This window comes from Bradyrhizobium pachyrhizi (assembly GCF_001189245.1).
GTDB classification, from domain to species: Bacteria; Pseudomonadota; Alphaproteobacteria; order Rhizobiales; family Xanthobacteraceae; genus Bradyrhizobium; species Bradyrhizobium pachyrhizi.
On sequence record NZ_LFIQ01000088.1, the window covers coordinates 189,983 to 204,182 of the forward strand.

Annotated in this window: 15 protein-coding genes; 10 read left to right on the forward strand and 5 right to left on the reverse strand. The window is 61.6% G+C overall.

What is annotated here, in order from left to right; genetic code table 11:
• The 3 genes from AKL29_RS45210 to AKL29_RS21250 all read left to right on the forward strand — a co-directional run.
• Positions 1–469 (forward strand): Ku family protein (locus AKL29_RS45210; protein ID WP_488230425.1); only part of this gene is annotated, 469 nt, incomplete at its 5' end.
• Between the two features lie 64 nt (positions 470–533).
• Positions 534–1,037: an NUDIX hydrolase gene (locus tag AKL29_RS21245; RefSeq protein ID WP_050385481.1), complete on the forward strand. Its 504-nt coding sequence runs from the start codon at positions 534–536 to the stop codon at positions 1,035–1,037.
• Positions 1,034–1,498, forward strand: a complete 465-nt coding sequence (locus tag AKL29_RS21250; protein WP_050385482.1) for a metallophosphoesterase family protein — start codon at positions 1,034–1,036, stop codon at positions 1,496–1,498. Before AKL29_RS21245 ends, AKL29_RS21250 begins: the two co-directional genes overlap by 4 nt.
• An 85-nt stretch (positions 1,499–1,583) precedes the next feature.
• On the opposite strand, the gene ligD (AKL29_RS21255) is transcribed toward AKL29_RS21250, so the two are convergent.
• Positions 1,584–2,531, reverse strand: coding sequence for a non-homologous end-joining DNA ligase (gene ligD, locus AKL29_RS21255; protein ID WP_050385483.1), 948 nt, complete (start codon positions 2,529–2,531; stop codon positions 1,584–1,586).
• Positions 2,532–2,685: 154 nt separating this feature from the next.
• On the opposite strand from ligD (AKL29_RS21255), the gene AKL29_RS21260 reads away from it, so the two are divergent.
• The 3 genes from AKL29_RS21260 (at position 2,686) to AKL29_RS21265 (ending at position 3,924) form a co-directional block, all read left to right on the forward strand.
• Positions 2,686–3,300 (forward strand): hypothetical protein, encoded by a 615-nt coding sequence (locus AKL29_RS21260; RefSeq protein WP_050385507.1) that lies wholly within the window; start codon positions 2,686–2,688, stop codon positions 3,298–3,300.
• Positions 3,301–3,450: 150 nt separating this feature from the next.
• A complete protein-coding gene (locus AKL29_RS40870; RefSeq protein WP_082190643.1) occupies positions 3,451–3,645 on the forward strand; it encodes a hypothetical protein in 195 nt (64 codons plus the stop codon).
• Positions 3,646–3,651: 6 nt separating this feature from the next.
• The gene (locus AKL29_RS21265; RefSeq protein ID WP_050385484.1) at positions 3,652–3,924 is read left to right on the forward strand and encodes a hypothetical protein; all 273 of its coding nucleotides are present in this window, start codon (positions 3,652–3,654) and stop codon (positions 3,922–3,924) included.
• On the opposite strand, the gene AKL29_RS43380 is transcribed toward AKL29_RS21265, so the two are convergent.
• Both AKL29_RS43380 and ligD (AKL29_RS21270) read right to left on the reverse strand, forming a co-directional pair.
• The gene (locus tag AKL29_RS43380) at positions 3,896–4,051 is read right to left on the reverse strand and encodes a hypothetical protein (RefSeq protein WP_167350412.1); all 156 of its coding nucleotides are present in this window, start codon (positions 4,049–4,051) and stop codon (positions 3,896–3,898) included. The two genes, AKL29_RS21265 and AKL29_RS43380, sit on opposite strands and share 29 nt — an antisense overlap.
• Positions 4,051–4,971 carry a non-homologous end-joining DNA ligase gene (ligD, locus tag AKL29_RS21270; RefSeq protein ID WP_050385485.1) on the reverse strand — a complete coding sequence of 307 codons (921 nt, stop codon included), beginning with the start codon at positions 4,969–4,971 and terminating at the stop codon, positions 4,051–4,053. The genes AKL29_RS43380 and ligD (AKL29_RS21270) overlap by 1 nt, the downstream gene beginning before the upstream one ends.
• 104 nt (positions 4,972–5,075) lie before the next feature.
• Between ligD (AKL29_RS21270) and AKL29_RS21275 the strand changes: the two genes are divergently transcribed.
• A complete protein-coding gene (locus tag AKL29_RS21275; RefSeq protein WP_050385486.1) occupies positions 5,076–5,264 on the forward strand; it encodes a DUF3606 domain-containing protein in 189 nt (62 codons plus the stop codon).
• A gap of 43 nt (positions 5,265–5,307) precedes the next feature.
• Here AKL29_RS21275 and AKL29_RS40875 read toward each other — a convergent pair whose 3' ends face one another.
• Positions 5,308–5,571 carry a hypothetical protein gene (locus AKL29_RS40875; RefSeq protein ID WP_082190645.1) on the reverse strand — a complete coding sequence of 88 codons (264 nt, stop codon included), beginning with the start codon at positions 5,569–5,571 and terminating at the stop codon, positions 5,308–5,310.
• A 258-nt stretch (positions 5,572–5,829) separates the two neighbouring features.
• Entirely contained in the window at positions 5,830–7,692 is a 1,863-nt protein-coding gene (locus tag AKL29_RS21280; RefSeq protein WP_050385487.1) for a reverse transcriptase domain-containing protein, read from the reverse strand.
• A 1,074-nt stretch (positions 7,693–8,766) separates the two neighbouring features.
• Between AKL29_RS21280 and AKL29_RS21285 the strand changes: the two genes are divergently transcribed.
• From AKL29_RS21285 to AKL29_RS45215, 3 genes are all read left to right on the forward strand, one after another.
• Entirely contained in the window at positions 8,767–9,720 is a 954-nt protein-coding gene (locus tag AKL29_RS21285; protein ID WP_050385488.1) for an ArdC family protein, read from the forward strand.
• A 107-nt stretch (positions 9,721–9,827) separates the two neighbouring features.
• On the forward strand, positions 9,828–11,948 hold the full coding sequence (locus AKL29_RS21290) for a ParB/RepB/Spo0J family partition protein (protein ID WP_050385489.1): 2,121 nt from the start codon (positions 9,828–9,830) through the stop codon (positions 11,946–11,948).
• A 184-nt stretch (positions 11,949–12,132) separates the two neighbouring features.
• The coding region (locus AKL29_RS45215; RefSeq protein WP_244482238.1) for a strawberry notch-like NTP hydrolase domain-containing protein at positions 12,133–14,200 on the forward strand (2,068 nt) is incomplete at its 3' end.

The window sequence follows — 14,200 nt, forward strand, 5'->3', positions numbered from 1 at the left end:
GGAGCCGCTGGCCAAGGGGGTGATGGGGACTCTGCTGCGCTATCCCTACGAAGTCCGACCCGCGGAGGAATATTTCGACGATATCCAGGACGTCAAAGTCACCAAGGATATGCTCGATCTAGCCAAGCACATCGTCAATCAGAAGGCAGGCCATTTCGAGCCGGACAAGTTCGAAGATCAGTACGAAACCGCCCTCATCGATCTCATCAACCAGAAGCGCGCCGGCAAACCCATCACCGCGAAGTCGCGCCCCCGCGGCGAGAACGTCGTCGACCTGATGGACGCGCTGCGCAAGAGCATTGGAAGAGACGCGGGGGCCGCGACAGAGGCTACCAGAAAGCCAGGTAAAAAGCCGCGCAAGGCGGCGGCTGGGCAGAAGGAAATGCTGATGCCGATCGCAGGCAAGAAGCCGGCGAAAGAGACCGCGGCGAAGAAACCGGCGGCCAAACCGCAGCGGAAGTCAGCCTAGCGTGTCCTGAAACAACCAGTGATGACAGACGGCCGTTACTTCGTCGTCCGCGGCAGGGAGCGATATGGCTGCGCTGAAAAAGACTTCCAGGCGATCAAAGTTAAGTGCGGGCATTCTCGCCTACCGCAAGGACGCTGGCGGGCTTGAGGTTCTGCTCGCTCATCCCGGCGGTCCGTTCTGGCGTAAGAAGGATGATGGCGCCTGGTCCATTCCAAAGGGTGAAATCGATGCCGATGATGCTCCGGAAGACGTCGCTCGACGCGAGTTTGCCGAGGAGCTCGGCCCGAGCGCTTCAATTGGTCCACTCAAGGCGCTGGGGGAAGTCCGACAACGAGGAGGGAAGCGCGTCATCGCATTCGTTGGCGAGGGCCACTTTGACCCGGTGGCGTTGTCCAGCAATACCTTCGATATCGAATGGCCGCCCCGAAGCGGTCGACGGCAGAGCTTTCCCGAAGTCGACCGCGCGGAATGGTTTGATATCGAGCTCGCGCGGACCAAGATGCTGTCCGCTCAGGTAGAGTTTCTTGATCGTCTTTTGACGATCGCCGTTGAGAGCGCCGGGAAATAATGTTCAGGATTGGAATCATTTCGGACACGCACGGCCTGCTGAGGCCCGAGGCGGAACGGGGCCTGACGGGCGTCGATCACATCATCCACGCCGGCGACATCGGGCGCCCCGAGATCGTTGACGCGCTTCGCCGGATCGCGCCCGTCACCGCCATCCGCGGAAATGTGGACAAGGGCGAGTGGACCCGCGAATACCCCGACACGAAACTCGTAAGCTTGGCGGGAAAGTCGATCTACGTTCTGCATGACCTGAATTCGCTGCAGGCTGCTCCTGGCGCCGGTATCGATGTTATCGTGTCTGGGCATTCCCACGTGCCGAAGATCGACACGACCGGTGGCATTCTCTACCTGAATCCCGGCAGCGCGGGACCGCGGCGCTTCAAGCTGCCGATCACGCTTGCGACGCTCGAAGTCACTTCTCAGAGCATGCGACCGGAAATCCACGATCTTGGAGGCGACTGAACGCACGACCCGCGGAGGGAATTCACAGCGGAGGAGGCGAATGCGTTCATTCGTTCCGTTTGCCGGTTACGTCCGAAAGGAAGATCTATTTGCGCGGACGTTCTCGCTCGCGCACGACATCCTTCGCCCGCTTGTCGGACCTGAGCCCGAGGTAGACGGGCTGGCGCAGTTCGCCCTTACTCGTCCACTCCGCGAACTTGACCTCGGCAACCAACGAAGGCCTGACCCAGGTCGTGGCGGCCTCGTCCTTCACTTTGGCAGGGAAAGGTGATTTCGGGGTCGTGAGCTTCATGAGCTTGGCATGGAGGTCTTCCAGGACCTTGTGGCTGAAGCCAGTGCCGACATGTCCGATGTAGCGCCATGCGTCGTCTTCCCGCACGGCGAGGACCAGGGCGCCGAAGAATGGCCTGGTGCGCCTCGGCGCCGTGAAGCCCGCGATCACCACTTCCTGCCGCTTGGCTGTCTTGATCTTCAGCCAATCCGGCGTCCGGCTTCCGGACGTATACGCGCTGTCGGCGCGCTTCGCCATGATGCCTTCCAGACCCTTCCGCTCGGCCTCGGCGAAAAATTTCGTGCCGTTCGCCTTGCGGTGGCGGCTGAAGGCGATCAGCCGATGGCGCGGCAGGATCGCTTTCAGCCGCTCCTTGCGCTCGAGAAGAGGCTGTTTGCGCAAGTCCGCTGCGTTCTGAAACATGAGATCGAAGGCGCAATACAGGAGCTTCGCTTCATGACGCAGCGCGTTTTGCAGCAGCTGGAAATGCGAGACACCGTCCTTTCCGATCGCAACAAGCTCGCCGTCGATTACGGCGTCGCCCTTCACGCCCTCCAGCGCTTTGGCGACCTCGATATAGCTGCGGCTGATGATCTTGCCGTTGCGGCTGTAGAGTGCAACCTTGCCCCGTCGGATTTCTGCGATCATCCGGAAGCCATCGTACTTGTCCTCGAAGACCCAGCCGGGGTCGTCGAATGGCGCGTCGGTGAGCGTAGCGAGCATCGGCTGTAAGCGCTTGGGCAGGGTCGACGTCCGGCTCATTCAAGGGCCAATCCTTCAGAGCGCGTTGCGTAATGCATGGACGTCCTTCAAGAATGAGGGAACGCTCAAAGCCATGGCATGTTCCGTCAGATGCCCCGGCAACTCCCAGAGCGCCCCGACGCTGACTATCGAACGGGAAGGGCTGATAAGACCGATGGCCAGAAAACTGAAAACCTACCAGACTTCGCTGGGCTTCTTCGATCTGGCGATAGCCGCTCCCTCCATGAAAGCGGCTCTCGAAGCGTGGGGCGCAGACAGCAATCTCTTTCATCAGGGCGCGGCGAAGGAAAGCGATGATCCGGACGTCATCGCCGCAACCATGGCAAAGCCTGGCGTCGTTCTCAGGCGCGCGGTCGGATCCGACGGGCCTTTCAACGAACATGCCGAACTGCCTAAGGATATTGGGGGCGGCAGACCAACGAAAACTGCCCGCAAGTCGAAAGGCCTAAAGGCGAAGAAGCCTTCCTCTCGCCCTGTCGACGAGGCCGCGGAGCGAAAGGCCGCTCTTGACTACGACCGGGAATACAGACGCCGCGAGCTTGAGCGGGCAAGAGAGGAGGCGGCCAGGCAGAAGGAGCGCGAACGCCGTCAGCAGGCGGTCGACAAGGCGCAGGCTGCATTGGACAAGGCCGAGCAGGAGCACGCGAAACGGTCCGCAGCCATCCAGGCCGAGGTCGAGGCTCTCGACAAGAGGTCGCGGGCCGAAGAAGCTCGGTGGGATAAGGAGAAGGCCCGATTGGAAACTGCGCTGCGGCGCGCGCGGGGTTAAATCTTACGCCTCGAAAGCTACGGCGGTTCCGATTTGACTCGACACTGGAACCAAGCGGGTGTCTACTTTGACATGACCGCCCAGCGCTTGGCTCCTATCGGTGACCGAGAGACCGATCGCGCTCCCGCCCCCTCAACGCGGAGAAGCGTCATGCAGCGACGACGGTCGACACCTCACTCATTCGCAGAATGGCTCGCAGCAGAAAAGATACGCATCGAAAAATGGGCGGAAACACTTCCTCCCGGCGAAGCCAGGCAGGCGTTGCTTCAAAAGATCGAGCAAATCGAGACGGCCTCCCGCATCGACAAATGGCTGTCGTCGCCCGGCTTGCAGCCGCCGAGGTGATGTCCGATGAAAGACATCCAATTGTATCTCGAAAAACTTCAGGTCCAGACCGCGGAATGCGAAATGATCCGCGACTTGGCGACCGATCCTAAAAAGCGTGAGCTGTTCACCCGATTGGCAGAGCACTTCAAAACCCTCGCTACGGAATTGGAGCGGGCAAAGTTCAGTCAGGACGAAGCCCCTCTAGGTCACGAAATCCAGACTCCGCTTTCCGACGAGAATGACGTCCAAGGTAACTTCACGGGTAATCCTACTTCGTACGCGCCGCCGCATCGTTGAGCTTGGCGCGGTCGCGCCGATCCTCCGGAGCGAGCTCCATGACGGCGCGGTGCAATTCGGCGGGGATTGTGAGCAGGCTGTCCAGTGGCTTGTCCGCCCATTGCCAAAAGCGATCGAATGCATCCATCACAGGTCCTTCCGCAGGCCTCGGAAGAACGGGTGCCTGACCTTTCCCTCGGTCGACTTCGCGCGATACTCGATCTCGGCGAGCAGCTTGGGTTCGACCCAGATGCCCTTGTGGTTGATGCGCTTGGCATAGGGCTGGGTCTTTCGGATCAGAGGTTTAAGCCGCTTCTGCAGATCGGCGGCCGAGACCTTGTCGAAGCCGTGGTCGACTTTGCCGGCGTAGACCAGATCATCGCCCTTGCGCCGGCCCACATAGAGGCCATCCCATTTCGTGCCATCGAGCGCAAAGCCGGCAATGGTCAGCGTCTCCCGTTGCACGCAGGTTTTCTTGACCCAGTCGTTCGTGCGTCCCTTCGGATAGGCACTGTCCCGTACCTTCGAGACGACGCCTTCGAGGCCGAGCTTGCAGGCGTGCGCGAACATTTCACGGCCGTCTATCTCGAAGCTTTCGCTGAACTGGATGTCGGTGCCATTCAGGATCTTCTTGAGCTCGGCCTTGCGCTGAAAGAGCGGCAGCTTCCGGATATCGCGGCCGTTCAGATAGAGCAGATCGAAAGCCACGAGCACGATGCTCTTAGACTTGCCCTTGAGCTCGTTCTGCAGGACCGAGAAGTCGGTGGTGCCGTCGGCAGACGGTACCACGATCTCGCCGTCCACCACGGCCGAGTTCGCCTTGATCCGCCAGGCGTCATTGGCGACCTTTTTGAAGCGATGCGTCCAATCGTGGCCGCGCCGGGTGAAGATCGTCGCCGCCTCATTGGCCAGGTGGACCTGAACACGGTAGCCGTCGAATTTGATTTCATGAATCCAACGGGCCCCTGACGGCACCTTGTCGATCGAGGTGGCCAAGGCCGGTTCGATGAAGCCGGGCAGGGGCGCCTTGAGGCCGATCGCCTCGGGCTTTTTACGCTGAAACGCCACTGAACAACTCCACGCTACAGCCGATTCAAATTGGCACAGTTCGAATGGTTCCGGAACCTCAGAATCCCATTCGCGTTGCTTGAATGTCATAACAGGAGGCACCCATGGCGGTAGCGAAGAAGGCGAAGACGGCGCGCGGACGAAAACAGGACCGGGCGCGGGTGGCCGGCGGGCAGAACTATGAAGTGCAGTACGAGGCAAAGAAGACCAGAAAGTCGGCATCGGCCGTGAAAAAGGCCGTCAAAAAGGTCGGGAATGCGCGCAAGCGCGTGGAGAAGAAGCTGGGCCGTTGAAATGGGAAGGCCGGGCTGGCGTTGAGGCTCGACACCAGCCCTTCTAGTCTGGGGTGCATTCCGGACAGGTATCACCGACCGAGTTCAGCACGTCACGAACCTCGGCCACCGCTGCATCAGGGGAGACGCCTGCTGGCGGGTCCTCACGGGCGATATCAAAGGCCCGCTCCCATGCATGGGGATCGGCGCGATCTTGCATCCAACCGTGTTCTTCGCACTCGCGGATGGCGCCAGCTTCCTGAAGCACGTGGATTGCCCATCCGCGCAGCGTCCGTATCGCTGGCCTTCGTTCGCGCGTCATCAGCATTGCGATAGCTCCATTACGACGAATCCTTATGTCCGTCATTCGTTCCCCGTTAGCACAGGGCTAGAATTCGCAATGACGAGCGAGCAAGGTTTGGTGTGCAATTAGCGATCGGGAACGGCCTGCTTCTCGTTAGGGGCGCGTGCGGCTTCGCCGCACCGGGCTCTCGTCAACCGAGCCGCATGGCGTCTCGGTAGGGTAGGCGCGGGACACCTCGAGGAGGATATCCCTACGCCTCCCCCCAAACCGTGCGGGCACCTTTCAATGCACACGGCTTTCCGTACGCGCATGCTCTCGACCAGAGACGGCTGCACGGCATGACGGGCACAGGACAATTGTCTTGCGCCGCCAACCGGCCCGTTTCCAGACCGTCAGCGATCCGCTTCGCAAGTCTCCTAGGCGGCGGAGATGATGCATCTCAAATGGTCCGGTCGTATCGCTGCACGCTTCGCATCTGCGAGCGTTGAGGCGATCGATCAGATCATTTGGGCTTTTGACCCACCACGCCCCTGCTGTGACGTTGTCGACTACAGGACTTGTCCAGTAGGTTTGGGTCAGATGCTTCAACCTCCACAGCTTGATGTTGCGAAGCTTACCACGGACCACAGAGCTGACCTCGTAGTCCGTACCATTCCACAGACGCGCCATGGTTCTCGCTCTCGTCGTCCGATGTCGCATCGCCAGCGTCTTCACGAGGCTGCGGAACACAACAAGCTCCAACAGCCCCAAGGCGCCCTTGAAGTCATCAGCAAACGAATGGTAGTTGGCAAAGCCACGGAACTCTGAGTTATAGGCGAGGACGGTTGCGATATCGCTGGTAACCAAGAACTGCTCGCGCGGACGGCCAGTTTTTCTGGCGAGATCGCCATAGCCATGTCGCCTGCAGAACTCGGTAACCTCCTTCCGCGGCACTCGCAAACTGACATTGCCGGTGGTCGGCCGGCGTACCACGCGCCAGGTCCGTCCATCCGGTCCCGTGCGGTTGGATTTACGTCCAGCCCCATAGGATGTGTATGTCGAGATGCGGTAGCTCAGGAAGGTCACTCCCTTTGAAGCGGCGTAGACCCCACTTTTCTCGGGCGACACGCCGAGCTTCAACGTCTGCGTCAGGAATTGTTCGACGCAAGCCATGATCTCACACGCTTCCCGCTTGCTCCCGATCACGCCGATGAGGAAATCGTCGGCGTACCGGCAGTAGCGAAGCCTTTTGAAGTTGGGGTCCATCGGATCGACGGAAGGCACTTTCCGTCTTTCCTGATTGACGGCTTTGATCTCCGCGAATGCAGCATCGATCTCGGCCCGATCCGCGCCTTCGGCGCGGAGCCGTTCAATTTTCCGGCGGAGACTAAGGACGCGCCGTTCCAACGCTGCGTAGCGCGGGAATGGACGTCGATCGCGACCCTTGTCGAATCCCGCCTTCATCATCTGCATGTGCTGGTCCAGCTCGTGCAGATAGATATTGGCGAGCAAGGGCGAGACAACGCCGCCCTGTGGCGTGCCACTGTAAGTGCGCCCGTAGACCCAGTCTTCCATGTAGCCTGCTTTGAGCATTCCTTCGATCAGACCGATGAACTTGTCGTCATCGATCCGCTTCTTTAGAAGCCCAAGCAGAATGTCACGGTCGATGTTGTCGAAGAACCCACGTACATCCACTTCGACTAGCCACTTGCAGCCCGTCCAGGTCTTCTTGATGGACTTGAGTGCGGTATGACAGGATCGTCCCGGGCGGAACCCATGCGACTCATCGAGGAACACAGGTTCGTAGATCGCTTCGAGCAGAATCCTGACCGCCTCCTGAACGAGCCGGTCTTCCACCGTAGGGATACCCAGCGGTCGTGTTTTGCCGTTGTCCTTCGGGATGTACACCCGTCGGACAGGTCGGAAGCGATATGTGCCCTCTGCCACGCTACAGGCGAGGTCGGCGAGCTTCGCCAGCGACATGCCGTCGAAGGTCTTGCCGTCAACACCAGGCGTCAAAGCTCCCTTATTTTGGGAGACCTTTTCGTAGGCCCGCTCGAAGAGAAATGGAGATCTCATCAGGCGGTGAAGGCCATTGATTCGCTTGCCCGACCGCGACAAGGTCGGAAGTGATTCAATTCTCCTCTGGATGGTAACGGCCTGCATCAGCAGAACCTCTCCGTTGAAGAATCTCTTCTACGCATACTGCACATGCCGTTGTTAGCGGCATCGTCCTTCCCCCGATCGGAGGCGCTTTCGAACCGGTCACCCGGTCTTATACGCATGATCGTCCGCCTCGCGGCGGTTGTCCCGGCCATTACGCCGGGCATTTGGGTACTACGACGGCTCCGTCGCCATACAGGTTCGCGAACGAACCTGCTGCAGGCGATCCCGTAGTTGCGTGTGTGGGGAGTTGCGGTGTGTTTAGGTGTCCCATTCGCTTCCTTGACCCACGGATGGTGGTCGTCCCACGCGAACTGGTGGCAGTTCGCACTGGCCGGTGCGATCTGCCCCGCGTGGCGTAGCGTGTCAGCCGCGTTCGCTACCGCCAGCCCTTTGGCAACTGGAAACTGGGATTCAGGCAATACAGCTTTCACCATGCACACCTTACCTTTGTGCTCTCCACCGGGCTGCGGCGCCCGATTTCGAGACGTTTCCCGACATGCTCTGGTCCCGTTCCTCTTTCGAGGTCTCAGTCGTTTCCGACACCGGTAAGTCGGGCAGATAAGAGCCAAACCAGTAGGCTCCATTCTTTCGAACACTCCCTTCTTCTTCACGCCACAACGGCGCACGCCGTCCGGCTTCGATCCCTCGCGCAGAGACTGCGGAGCTCCTCGCCGGGGGCACTCGGGAAAGGGGCTCGCCTTCGGCGATCGCTATCACTGCCCCGTTCCCGGGTGCCGCTGTTAACCGGTCTCGTCGCTGCACTCGGACCCGCGTGCCCCTTCGGGTCGCTATGCTCACGCTCTCCGGGTGCCATTTTAGTGGAGCGATGCGCCGTTGGCGCACGCCTGGTCAGGGCCTGCGGCCCTAAGCAGTCCAGGCACATCCCATGAAGAAATGGGACGTAAGGTGGGTCGCTCCGCAGATTGTCGCATTCTCTCACTTGCGAGCGAAGGCGGGGCGTCACGCGTCGTCGTTTCCGCGCAAGAGGCTGAGAGGAAGAGAGCTGAATGGGGATTGCCGTGACGGGTTACAGGCTGCGAGAGAGGCTCGCGGCGCCCGTCGCGGAGACCCGCGATGTCCAGACACTATCCTCGGGCGCGCACCGGTGAGGACCGGGCAAACCTTTATGACGATATCACCAACAAGATCATCGCTGAACTTGAGGCAGGCCGAGTGCCATGGGTGCAGCCTTGGGGCGCCGCTGGGAAGGCGTCTTTGGCCATGCCGAAAAGCGCCGCGACCGGCCGCCAATACAGCGGCATCAATATTTTGATCCTCTGGGGGGCGGCCACCGAACACGCATTCACAGGTCAGAGCTGGCTTACCTTCCGGCAGGCGCTGTCGCTCGGTGGTCACGTCCGCAAGGGCGAGCACGGGACGACCGTGGTCTATGCTGACCGCTTTGTACCAGTCGACGAAAAGCGGCGCGCGAGCGAAACGGGCGACGAAGCGCAGGCCATTCCGTTCCTGAAGCGCTTCACGGTCTTTAACACTGACCAATGCGACGACTTGCCTTCGGAGATCGCGACGACGGCGCCGCCTCCGCCGCCAGGCTTGATCGAGCCTCGGGTCGAAAAGCTCATCAAGGCGACCGGCATCAACTTCCGCATCGGCGGCAACCGCGCATTCTATGCGCCGGCAGAAGACTATGTGCAGGTGCCGCCACCGCAAGCCTATTTCGAGCCGATCAACTGGCATCGAACCGCCTTGCACGAGCTGGCGCATGCCAGCGGCCATCAGTCGCGTCTCAACCGCGACTTGTCAGGCGGCTACGGTACCAAGAAGTATGCTTTTGAGGAGTTGATCGCGGAGATATCGGCTGCGTTCAGTTGCGCGTCGCTCGATATCGTGCCGACGGTGCGACATGCCGACTATATCGGCTCCTGGCTCGAGGTGCTGCGCGAGGACAATCGCGCGATCGTGCGAGCTGCCTCACAAGCCAGCAAGGTTGCGGATTATCTCCTTGGCTTTCTGCCGGAGTCCGTCGTTGACGTGACGACCGAGAGAGCGGAGCAGGAGGCAGCGTGAAGATCTCCCAGTCGCTTCGGAAACGAGAGTGAGAGGGGAGTTGCGGATTTCGCGACGGGTTGGAGGCCGAGAGAGAGGCTCCCGGCCGCCCGTCGTGGAGAATCGACATGACGAAGGCTGTCCAAAAGATCACGCTGTCGCCCTCACGCGACATTCCGTTCAACAAGCTGGTGCTCAGCCAGTCCAACGTCCGGCGCGTGAAAGCGGGCGTTTCGATCGAGCAGCTCGCGGAAAGCATCGCGCAGCGTACGCTCCTGCAAAGTCTCAACGTGCGGGCGGTCCTGGACGCGGAAGGCAATGAGACCGGCATGTTCGAGGTGCCGGCCGGCGGCCGGCGCTATCGCGCGCTGGAACTTCTCGTGAAGCAGAAGCGGATGGCGAAGACGCAGGCCGTTCCGTGCGTGGTGCGCGAGGGCGGCATCGCAGAAGACGATTCACTTGCGGAGAACGACGAGCGGGTCGGGCTTCATCCGCTCGATCAGTTCCGAGCCTTCCAGACCTTGAGTGGCGCCGGTATGTCCGAAGAGGATATCGCGTCTCGGCACTTCGTGACACCGGCCGTCGTGAAGCAACGACTCCGGCTGGCGTCCGTATCGCCAAAGTTGCACGACGTCTATGCCGAAGACGGCATGACACTCGAGCAGCTCATGGCCTTCTCGGTCACCGCCGATCAGACGCGGCAGGAGCAGGTCTGGGAGAATGTCAGCCGTTCGGGCTACGATGAACCTTATCAGATCCGGCGGATGCTGACGGAAAATACCGTGCGGGCGTCCGATCGCCGCGTGCAGTTCATTGGGCTCGATGCTTATGAGCGCGCCGGTGGCGGCGTCTTGCGAGACCTGTTCGAACACGATGATGGCGGCTGGGTTCAGGATGTCGCCTTGCTCGATCGTCTTGTCACCGAGAAGCTCAAAGCCGAGGCCGAGATGATCGCCGCCGAGGGATGGAAATGGATTTCGGTGGCCGCCGTCGATTTTCCCTACGGGAATACTGATGGCCTGCGAGAAATCGAGGGCAAGCCTGTCGATCTCTCCCCCGACGAGCAGGCCACCATCGATGCTCTCAACGCCGAGCAGGCAAAGCTTGAATCCGAGTATCAGGATGCGGATGAACTGCCCGCGGAGGCCGATCAGCGTCTTGGCGAGATCGAGGCCGCGCTGACTGCGTTCGAAGACCGGTCGATGGTTTACGATCCGGCCGAGATCGCTCGGGCCGGCGTCTTCGTCAGCATCGATTCCGAAGGGCGGCTTTCCGTCGATCGGGGCTATGTTCGGCCTGAGGATGAGGCGCCTGCGGTCGATTTCGAGGTCGAGCGGGGCACCGATGCGTCGTCGCCTGACGGGCAGGAGACTGGCGCTTCCGCAACGCGCACGGCGATCTCGGTCGCCGCACCATCAACCGAACCGGAGGAGGATGATGAAGACCCGGCAAGGCCATTGCCGGATCGGCTCATCATCGAGCTCACGGCCCACCGAACGCTGGCATTGCGGGACGCGCTGGCGGAAAATCCTGCGGTCGCGTTCCAGGCGGTGCTGCACAACTTCGTGCTGACGGCCTTTTACCGGTTTGCTTCGTCCGGGAGCTGCCTTGAGATCGGGCTGCGCACGCCAACCTTTCCCGCTCAAGCTCCGGGGCTGAGGGAAAGCGTCTCGGCTAAGGCTGTTGAGGCGCGGCATGAGGCCTGGAAGGCACGGTTGCCGAAGAGCGAGAACGATCTCTGGGACGCGCTGACGGCTCTCGATGGTGATGCACAGGCATCGCTGTTCGCCCACTGTGCGTCCTTTGCGGTCAACGCCGTCTATGAGCCGGCTAATCGTTACAATCAGGGTCGCGTCTCAGCCCACGGCGTCCGCACGCGTCTTGACCAGGCCGACGTGCTTGCGCGCGCTGCCGCACTCGACATGGTGCAGGCTGGTTGGAGACCGACCGTCGACAACTATCTCGGCCGAGTCACCAAGCCTCGTATTCTCGAGGCGGTGCGGGAAGCCAAGGGCGAGTCGTCGGCGCAACTGATCAACCATCTGAAGAAGGCTGACATGGCCAAGGAGGCCGAGCGTCTCCTGGATGGCTCGGGCTGGCTGCCGGAGCCGCTGCGTCTCGTCGATTTCAGCCTGTCCTCGGTGGAGCAGGAAGGTGAAGCGGGCCCGCTGCCGGAATTCCTCGCCGGCGAGGAGGATGCGGAGAACGCCGGCGACGAGGATCCGCAACAGCTAGATGCGGCTGAGTAGCATCGCCGACTGGGTGGCTCCAGCCGTCTGGCACTTGCTTGGGGACCGGTGTGCAGCGCCGGTCCCCATTTTTATTGCGAGACGGCTGAGAGGGAGAGTGGGGCCGGGAAGGGTTTGAATCGCCGTGGTCTTGAGGAGAGCGCCGGGCGGTTCGACCCGTTCCTGCTCTCCGAAAGAAATCCCCATGACCGAATCTCTCGCCGGCGACGCTGCCGCTGCGCCGCTCTCGATGCGTGCCGCTGCCACTATCACCTCCGCTGCGGTCAGGGCTGCGCGACAGCTCTTGACCAATCTCGAACGCGGCCAGCGCATCGATGCCGCAGTCCTGCGCAACGCCATGGAGGCTGCTTTCGGCGCCTCGGACGCGGCCGGTGCCTGGAATTGGAAGACCGCCTATGACACCTGCGAGGCGGCAACCGTTCTCTTCCTTCGCAAGTTCGGTCCGGCCATGCGGACCAAGGCTGGTTCGACCACCGCGATGCTGCCGATGCTCGCGAAAGTCGCGAGCTGTCTGCCGACCCATACGCGGCGTTCCGAGGACAGCCAGGCGCTTCAACAATTCTCGACGCCGATCCCGCTGGGGCTGGCTGCATGTACCGCAGCCGCGATTACACCCGCCGACCGCGTCTTGGAGCCTTCCGCCGGGACAGGCTTGCTCGCCATTTTCGCCGAACTCGCCGGCGGCAGCCTGATATTGAACGAGTTGGCCGAACCCCGTGCCGAGCTGATCGATCATCTGTTCGCCGGCATTGAGGTCACTCGGTTCGACGCCGCCCAGATCGATAATCACCTCGAAGCCGACCTCGTACCTAGCGTCGTCTTGATGAACCCGCCGTTCTCGGCGCTGGCAAATGTCGATCGACGAATGGCGGACGCAGCGCTCCGGCACATCGCTTCGGCCTTGGCGCGACTTTGCGACGGTGGGCGTCTGGTCGCCATCACCAGTGCAGGCTTCGGGCCGGACAATCCGGCGTGGCGAGATGCCTTCGTTCGCCTTCAGGAACGCGGGCGAGTTGTTTTCTCTGCCGCGGTCGACGGCGCCGTCTACGCGAAACACGGAACACGGATCGACACACGGCTGCTTGTCATCGACAAGCAGCACGCGGCAGACCCGAACGTTTTTCCGGCTCCGCTTGGCATGGCGGGCGATGTCGCTACCTTGCTCGACTTGGTGACCCAGCATGTGCCTCCGAGGTTGCCTGTTGCCGCCCCTGTCGTGATCAACGTCGCCAGACGCCCTCTGATGTCACGATCCCTCGGCGCCTCTGCACCATGTCCGCCCTCTACTTCCGGCGACGCCGCGCCAGAAGGCGTCGAACTTTCGTACGAGACGGTCGAGTGGTCGCCGCCGGAAGGTGCCCGGCTTTTCGATGCGCTTTATGAGGAACACGGATTGCAGTCGATCCGTATTCCGGGCGCGCACGCGCATCCGACCAAGCTCGTGCAGTCGGCTGCAATGGCATCTGTCGCGCCGCCAAGGCCATCCTATCGGCCGCATCTGCCAGCCAGTCTCGTGGCGGATGGCATCCTGTCGGACGCCCAGCTGGAGAGCGTCATTTACGCCGGCGAGGCGCATTCCGAATTTCTTGCGGGCTCCCGGACGGTCGATGCGACTTTTGACGTGGTGGCTGCCGCCCGCGACGACGCTGAGAAGGCTGTCCGCTTTCGCCGCGGCTGGTTCTTGGGCGACGGCACCGGCGCGGGCAAGGGGCGGCAGGTCGCCGGCGTCCTGCTCAACAATTGGCTCAAGGGTCGCCGCCGCGCACTCTGGATCAGCAAATCGGACAAGCTGATCGAGGATGCACAGCGCGACTGGTCGGCGCTCGGCATGGAGCGGCTGCTCGTGACGCCGCTCTCGCGTTTCCGCCAGGGCACGCCGATCCGGCTTTCGGAAGGCGTCCTATTTACCGCCTACGCTACGCTGCGAACCGACGAGCGCGGTGAAAAGCTTTCGCGCGTTCGGCAGATCGTCGAATGGTTGGGCTCCGAATTCGACGGAGTGATCGTCTTCGACGAGAGCCACGCGATGCAGAACGCGGCAGGCCAGAAGGGCGAGCGCGGCGACCAGGCGGCCTCCCAGCAGGGGCGTGCCGGCCTGAGGCTCCAGCACGCGCTGCCGAATGCCCGCGTCGTCTATGTGTCGGCAACCGGTGCCACGACGGTCCACAATCTCGCCTACGCCCAGCGTCTGGGTTTGTGGGGTGGCGCCGACTTCCCGTTTGCCACGCGCGCCGAGTTCGTCGAGGCGATCG

What these genes read in the sequence shown, in the direction of transcription:
- AKL29_RS21245 (WP_050385481.1), top strand. Translation starts at nt 534, where the DNA reads ATGGCTGCGCTGAAAAAGACTTCCAGGCGATCAAAGTTAAGTGCGGGC.
- ligD (WP_050385483.1), bottom strand. Translation starts at nt 2,531, where the DNA reads ATGAGCCGGACGTCGACCCTGCCCAAGCGCTTACAGCCGATGCTCGCT.
- AKL29_RS21260 (WP_050385507.1), top strand. Translation starts at nt 2,686, where the DNA reads ATGGCCAGAAAACTGAAAACCTACCAGACTTCGCTGGGCTTCTTCGAT.
- AKL29_RS40870 (WP_082190643.1), top strand. Translation starts at nt 3,451, where the DNA reads ATGCAGCGACGACGGTCGACACCTCACTCATTCGCAGAATGGCTCGCA.
- AKL29_RS21265 (WP_050385484.1), top strand. Translation starts at nt 3,652, where the DNA reads ATGAAAGACATCCAATTGTATCTCGAAAAACTTCAGGTCCAGACCGCG.
- AKL29_RS43380 (WP_167350412.1), bottom strand. Translation starts at nt 4,051, where the DNA reads ATGGATGCATTCGATCGCTTTTGGCAATGGGCGGACAAGCCACTGGAC.
- AKL29_RS21275 (WP_050385486.1), top strand. Translation starts at nt 5,076, where the DNA reads ATGGCGGTAGCGAAGAAGGCGAAGACGGCGCGCGGACGAAAACAGGAC.
- AKL29_RS40875 (WP_082190645.1), bottom strand. Translation starts at nt 5,571, where the DNA reads ATGCTGATGACGCGCGAACGAAGGCCAGCGATACGGACGCTGCGCGGA.
- AKL29_RS21280 (WP_050385487.1), bottom strand. Translation starts at nt 7,692, where the DNA reads ATGCAGGCCGTTACCATCCAGAGGAGAATTGAATCACTTCCGACCTTG.
- AKL29_RS21285 (WP_050385488.1), top strand. Translation starts at nt 8,767, where the DNA reads ATGTCCAGACACTATCCTCGGGCGCGCACCGGTGAGGACCGGGCAAAC.
- AKL29_RS21290 (WP_050385489.1), top strand. Translation starts at nt 9,828, where the DNA reads ATGACGAAGGCTGTCCAAAAGATCACGCTGTCGCCCTCACGCGACATT.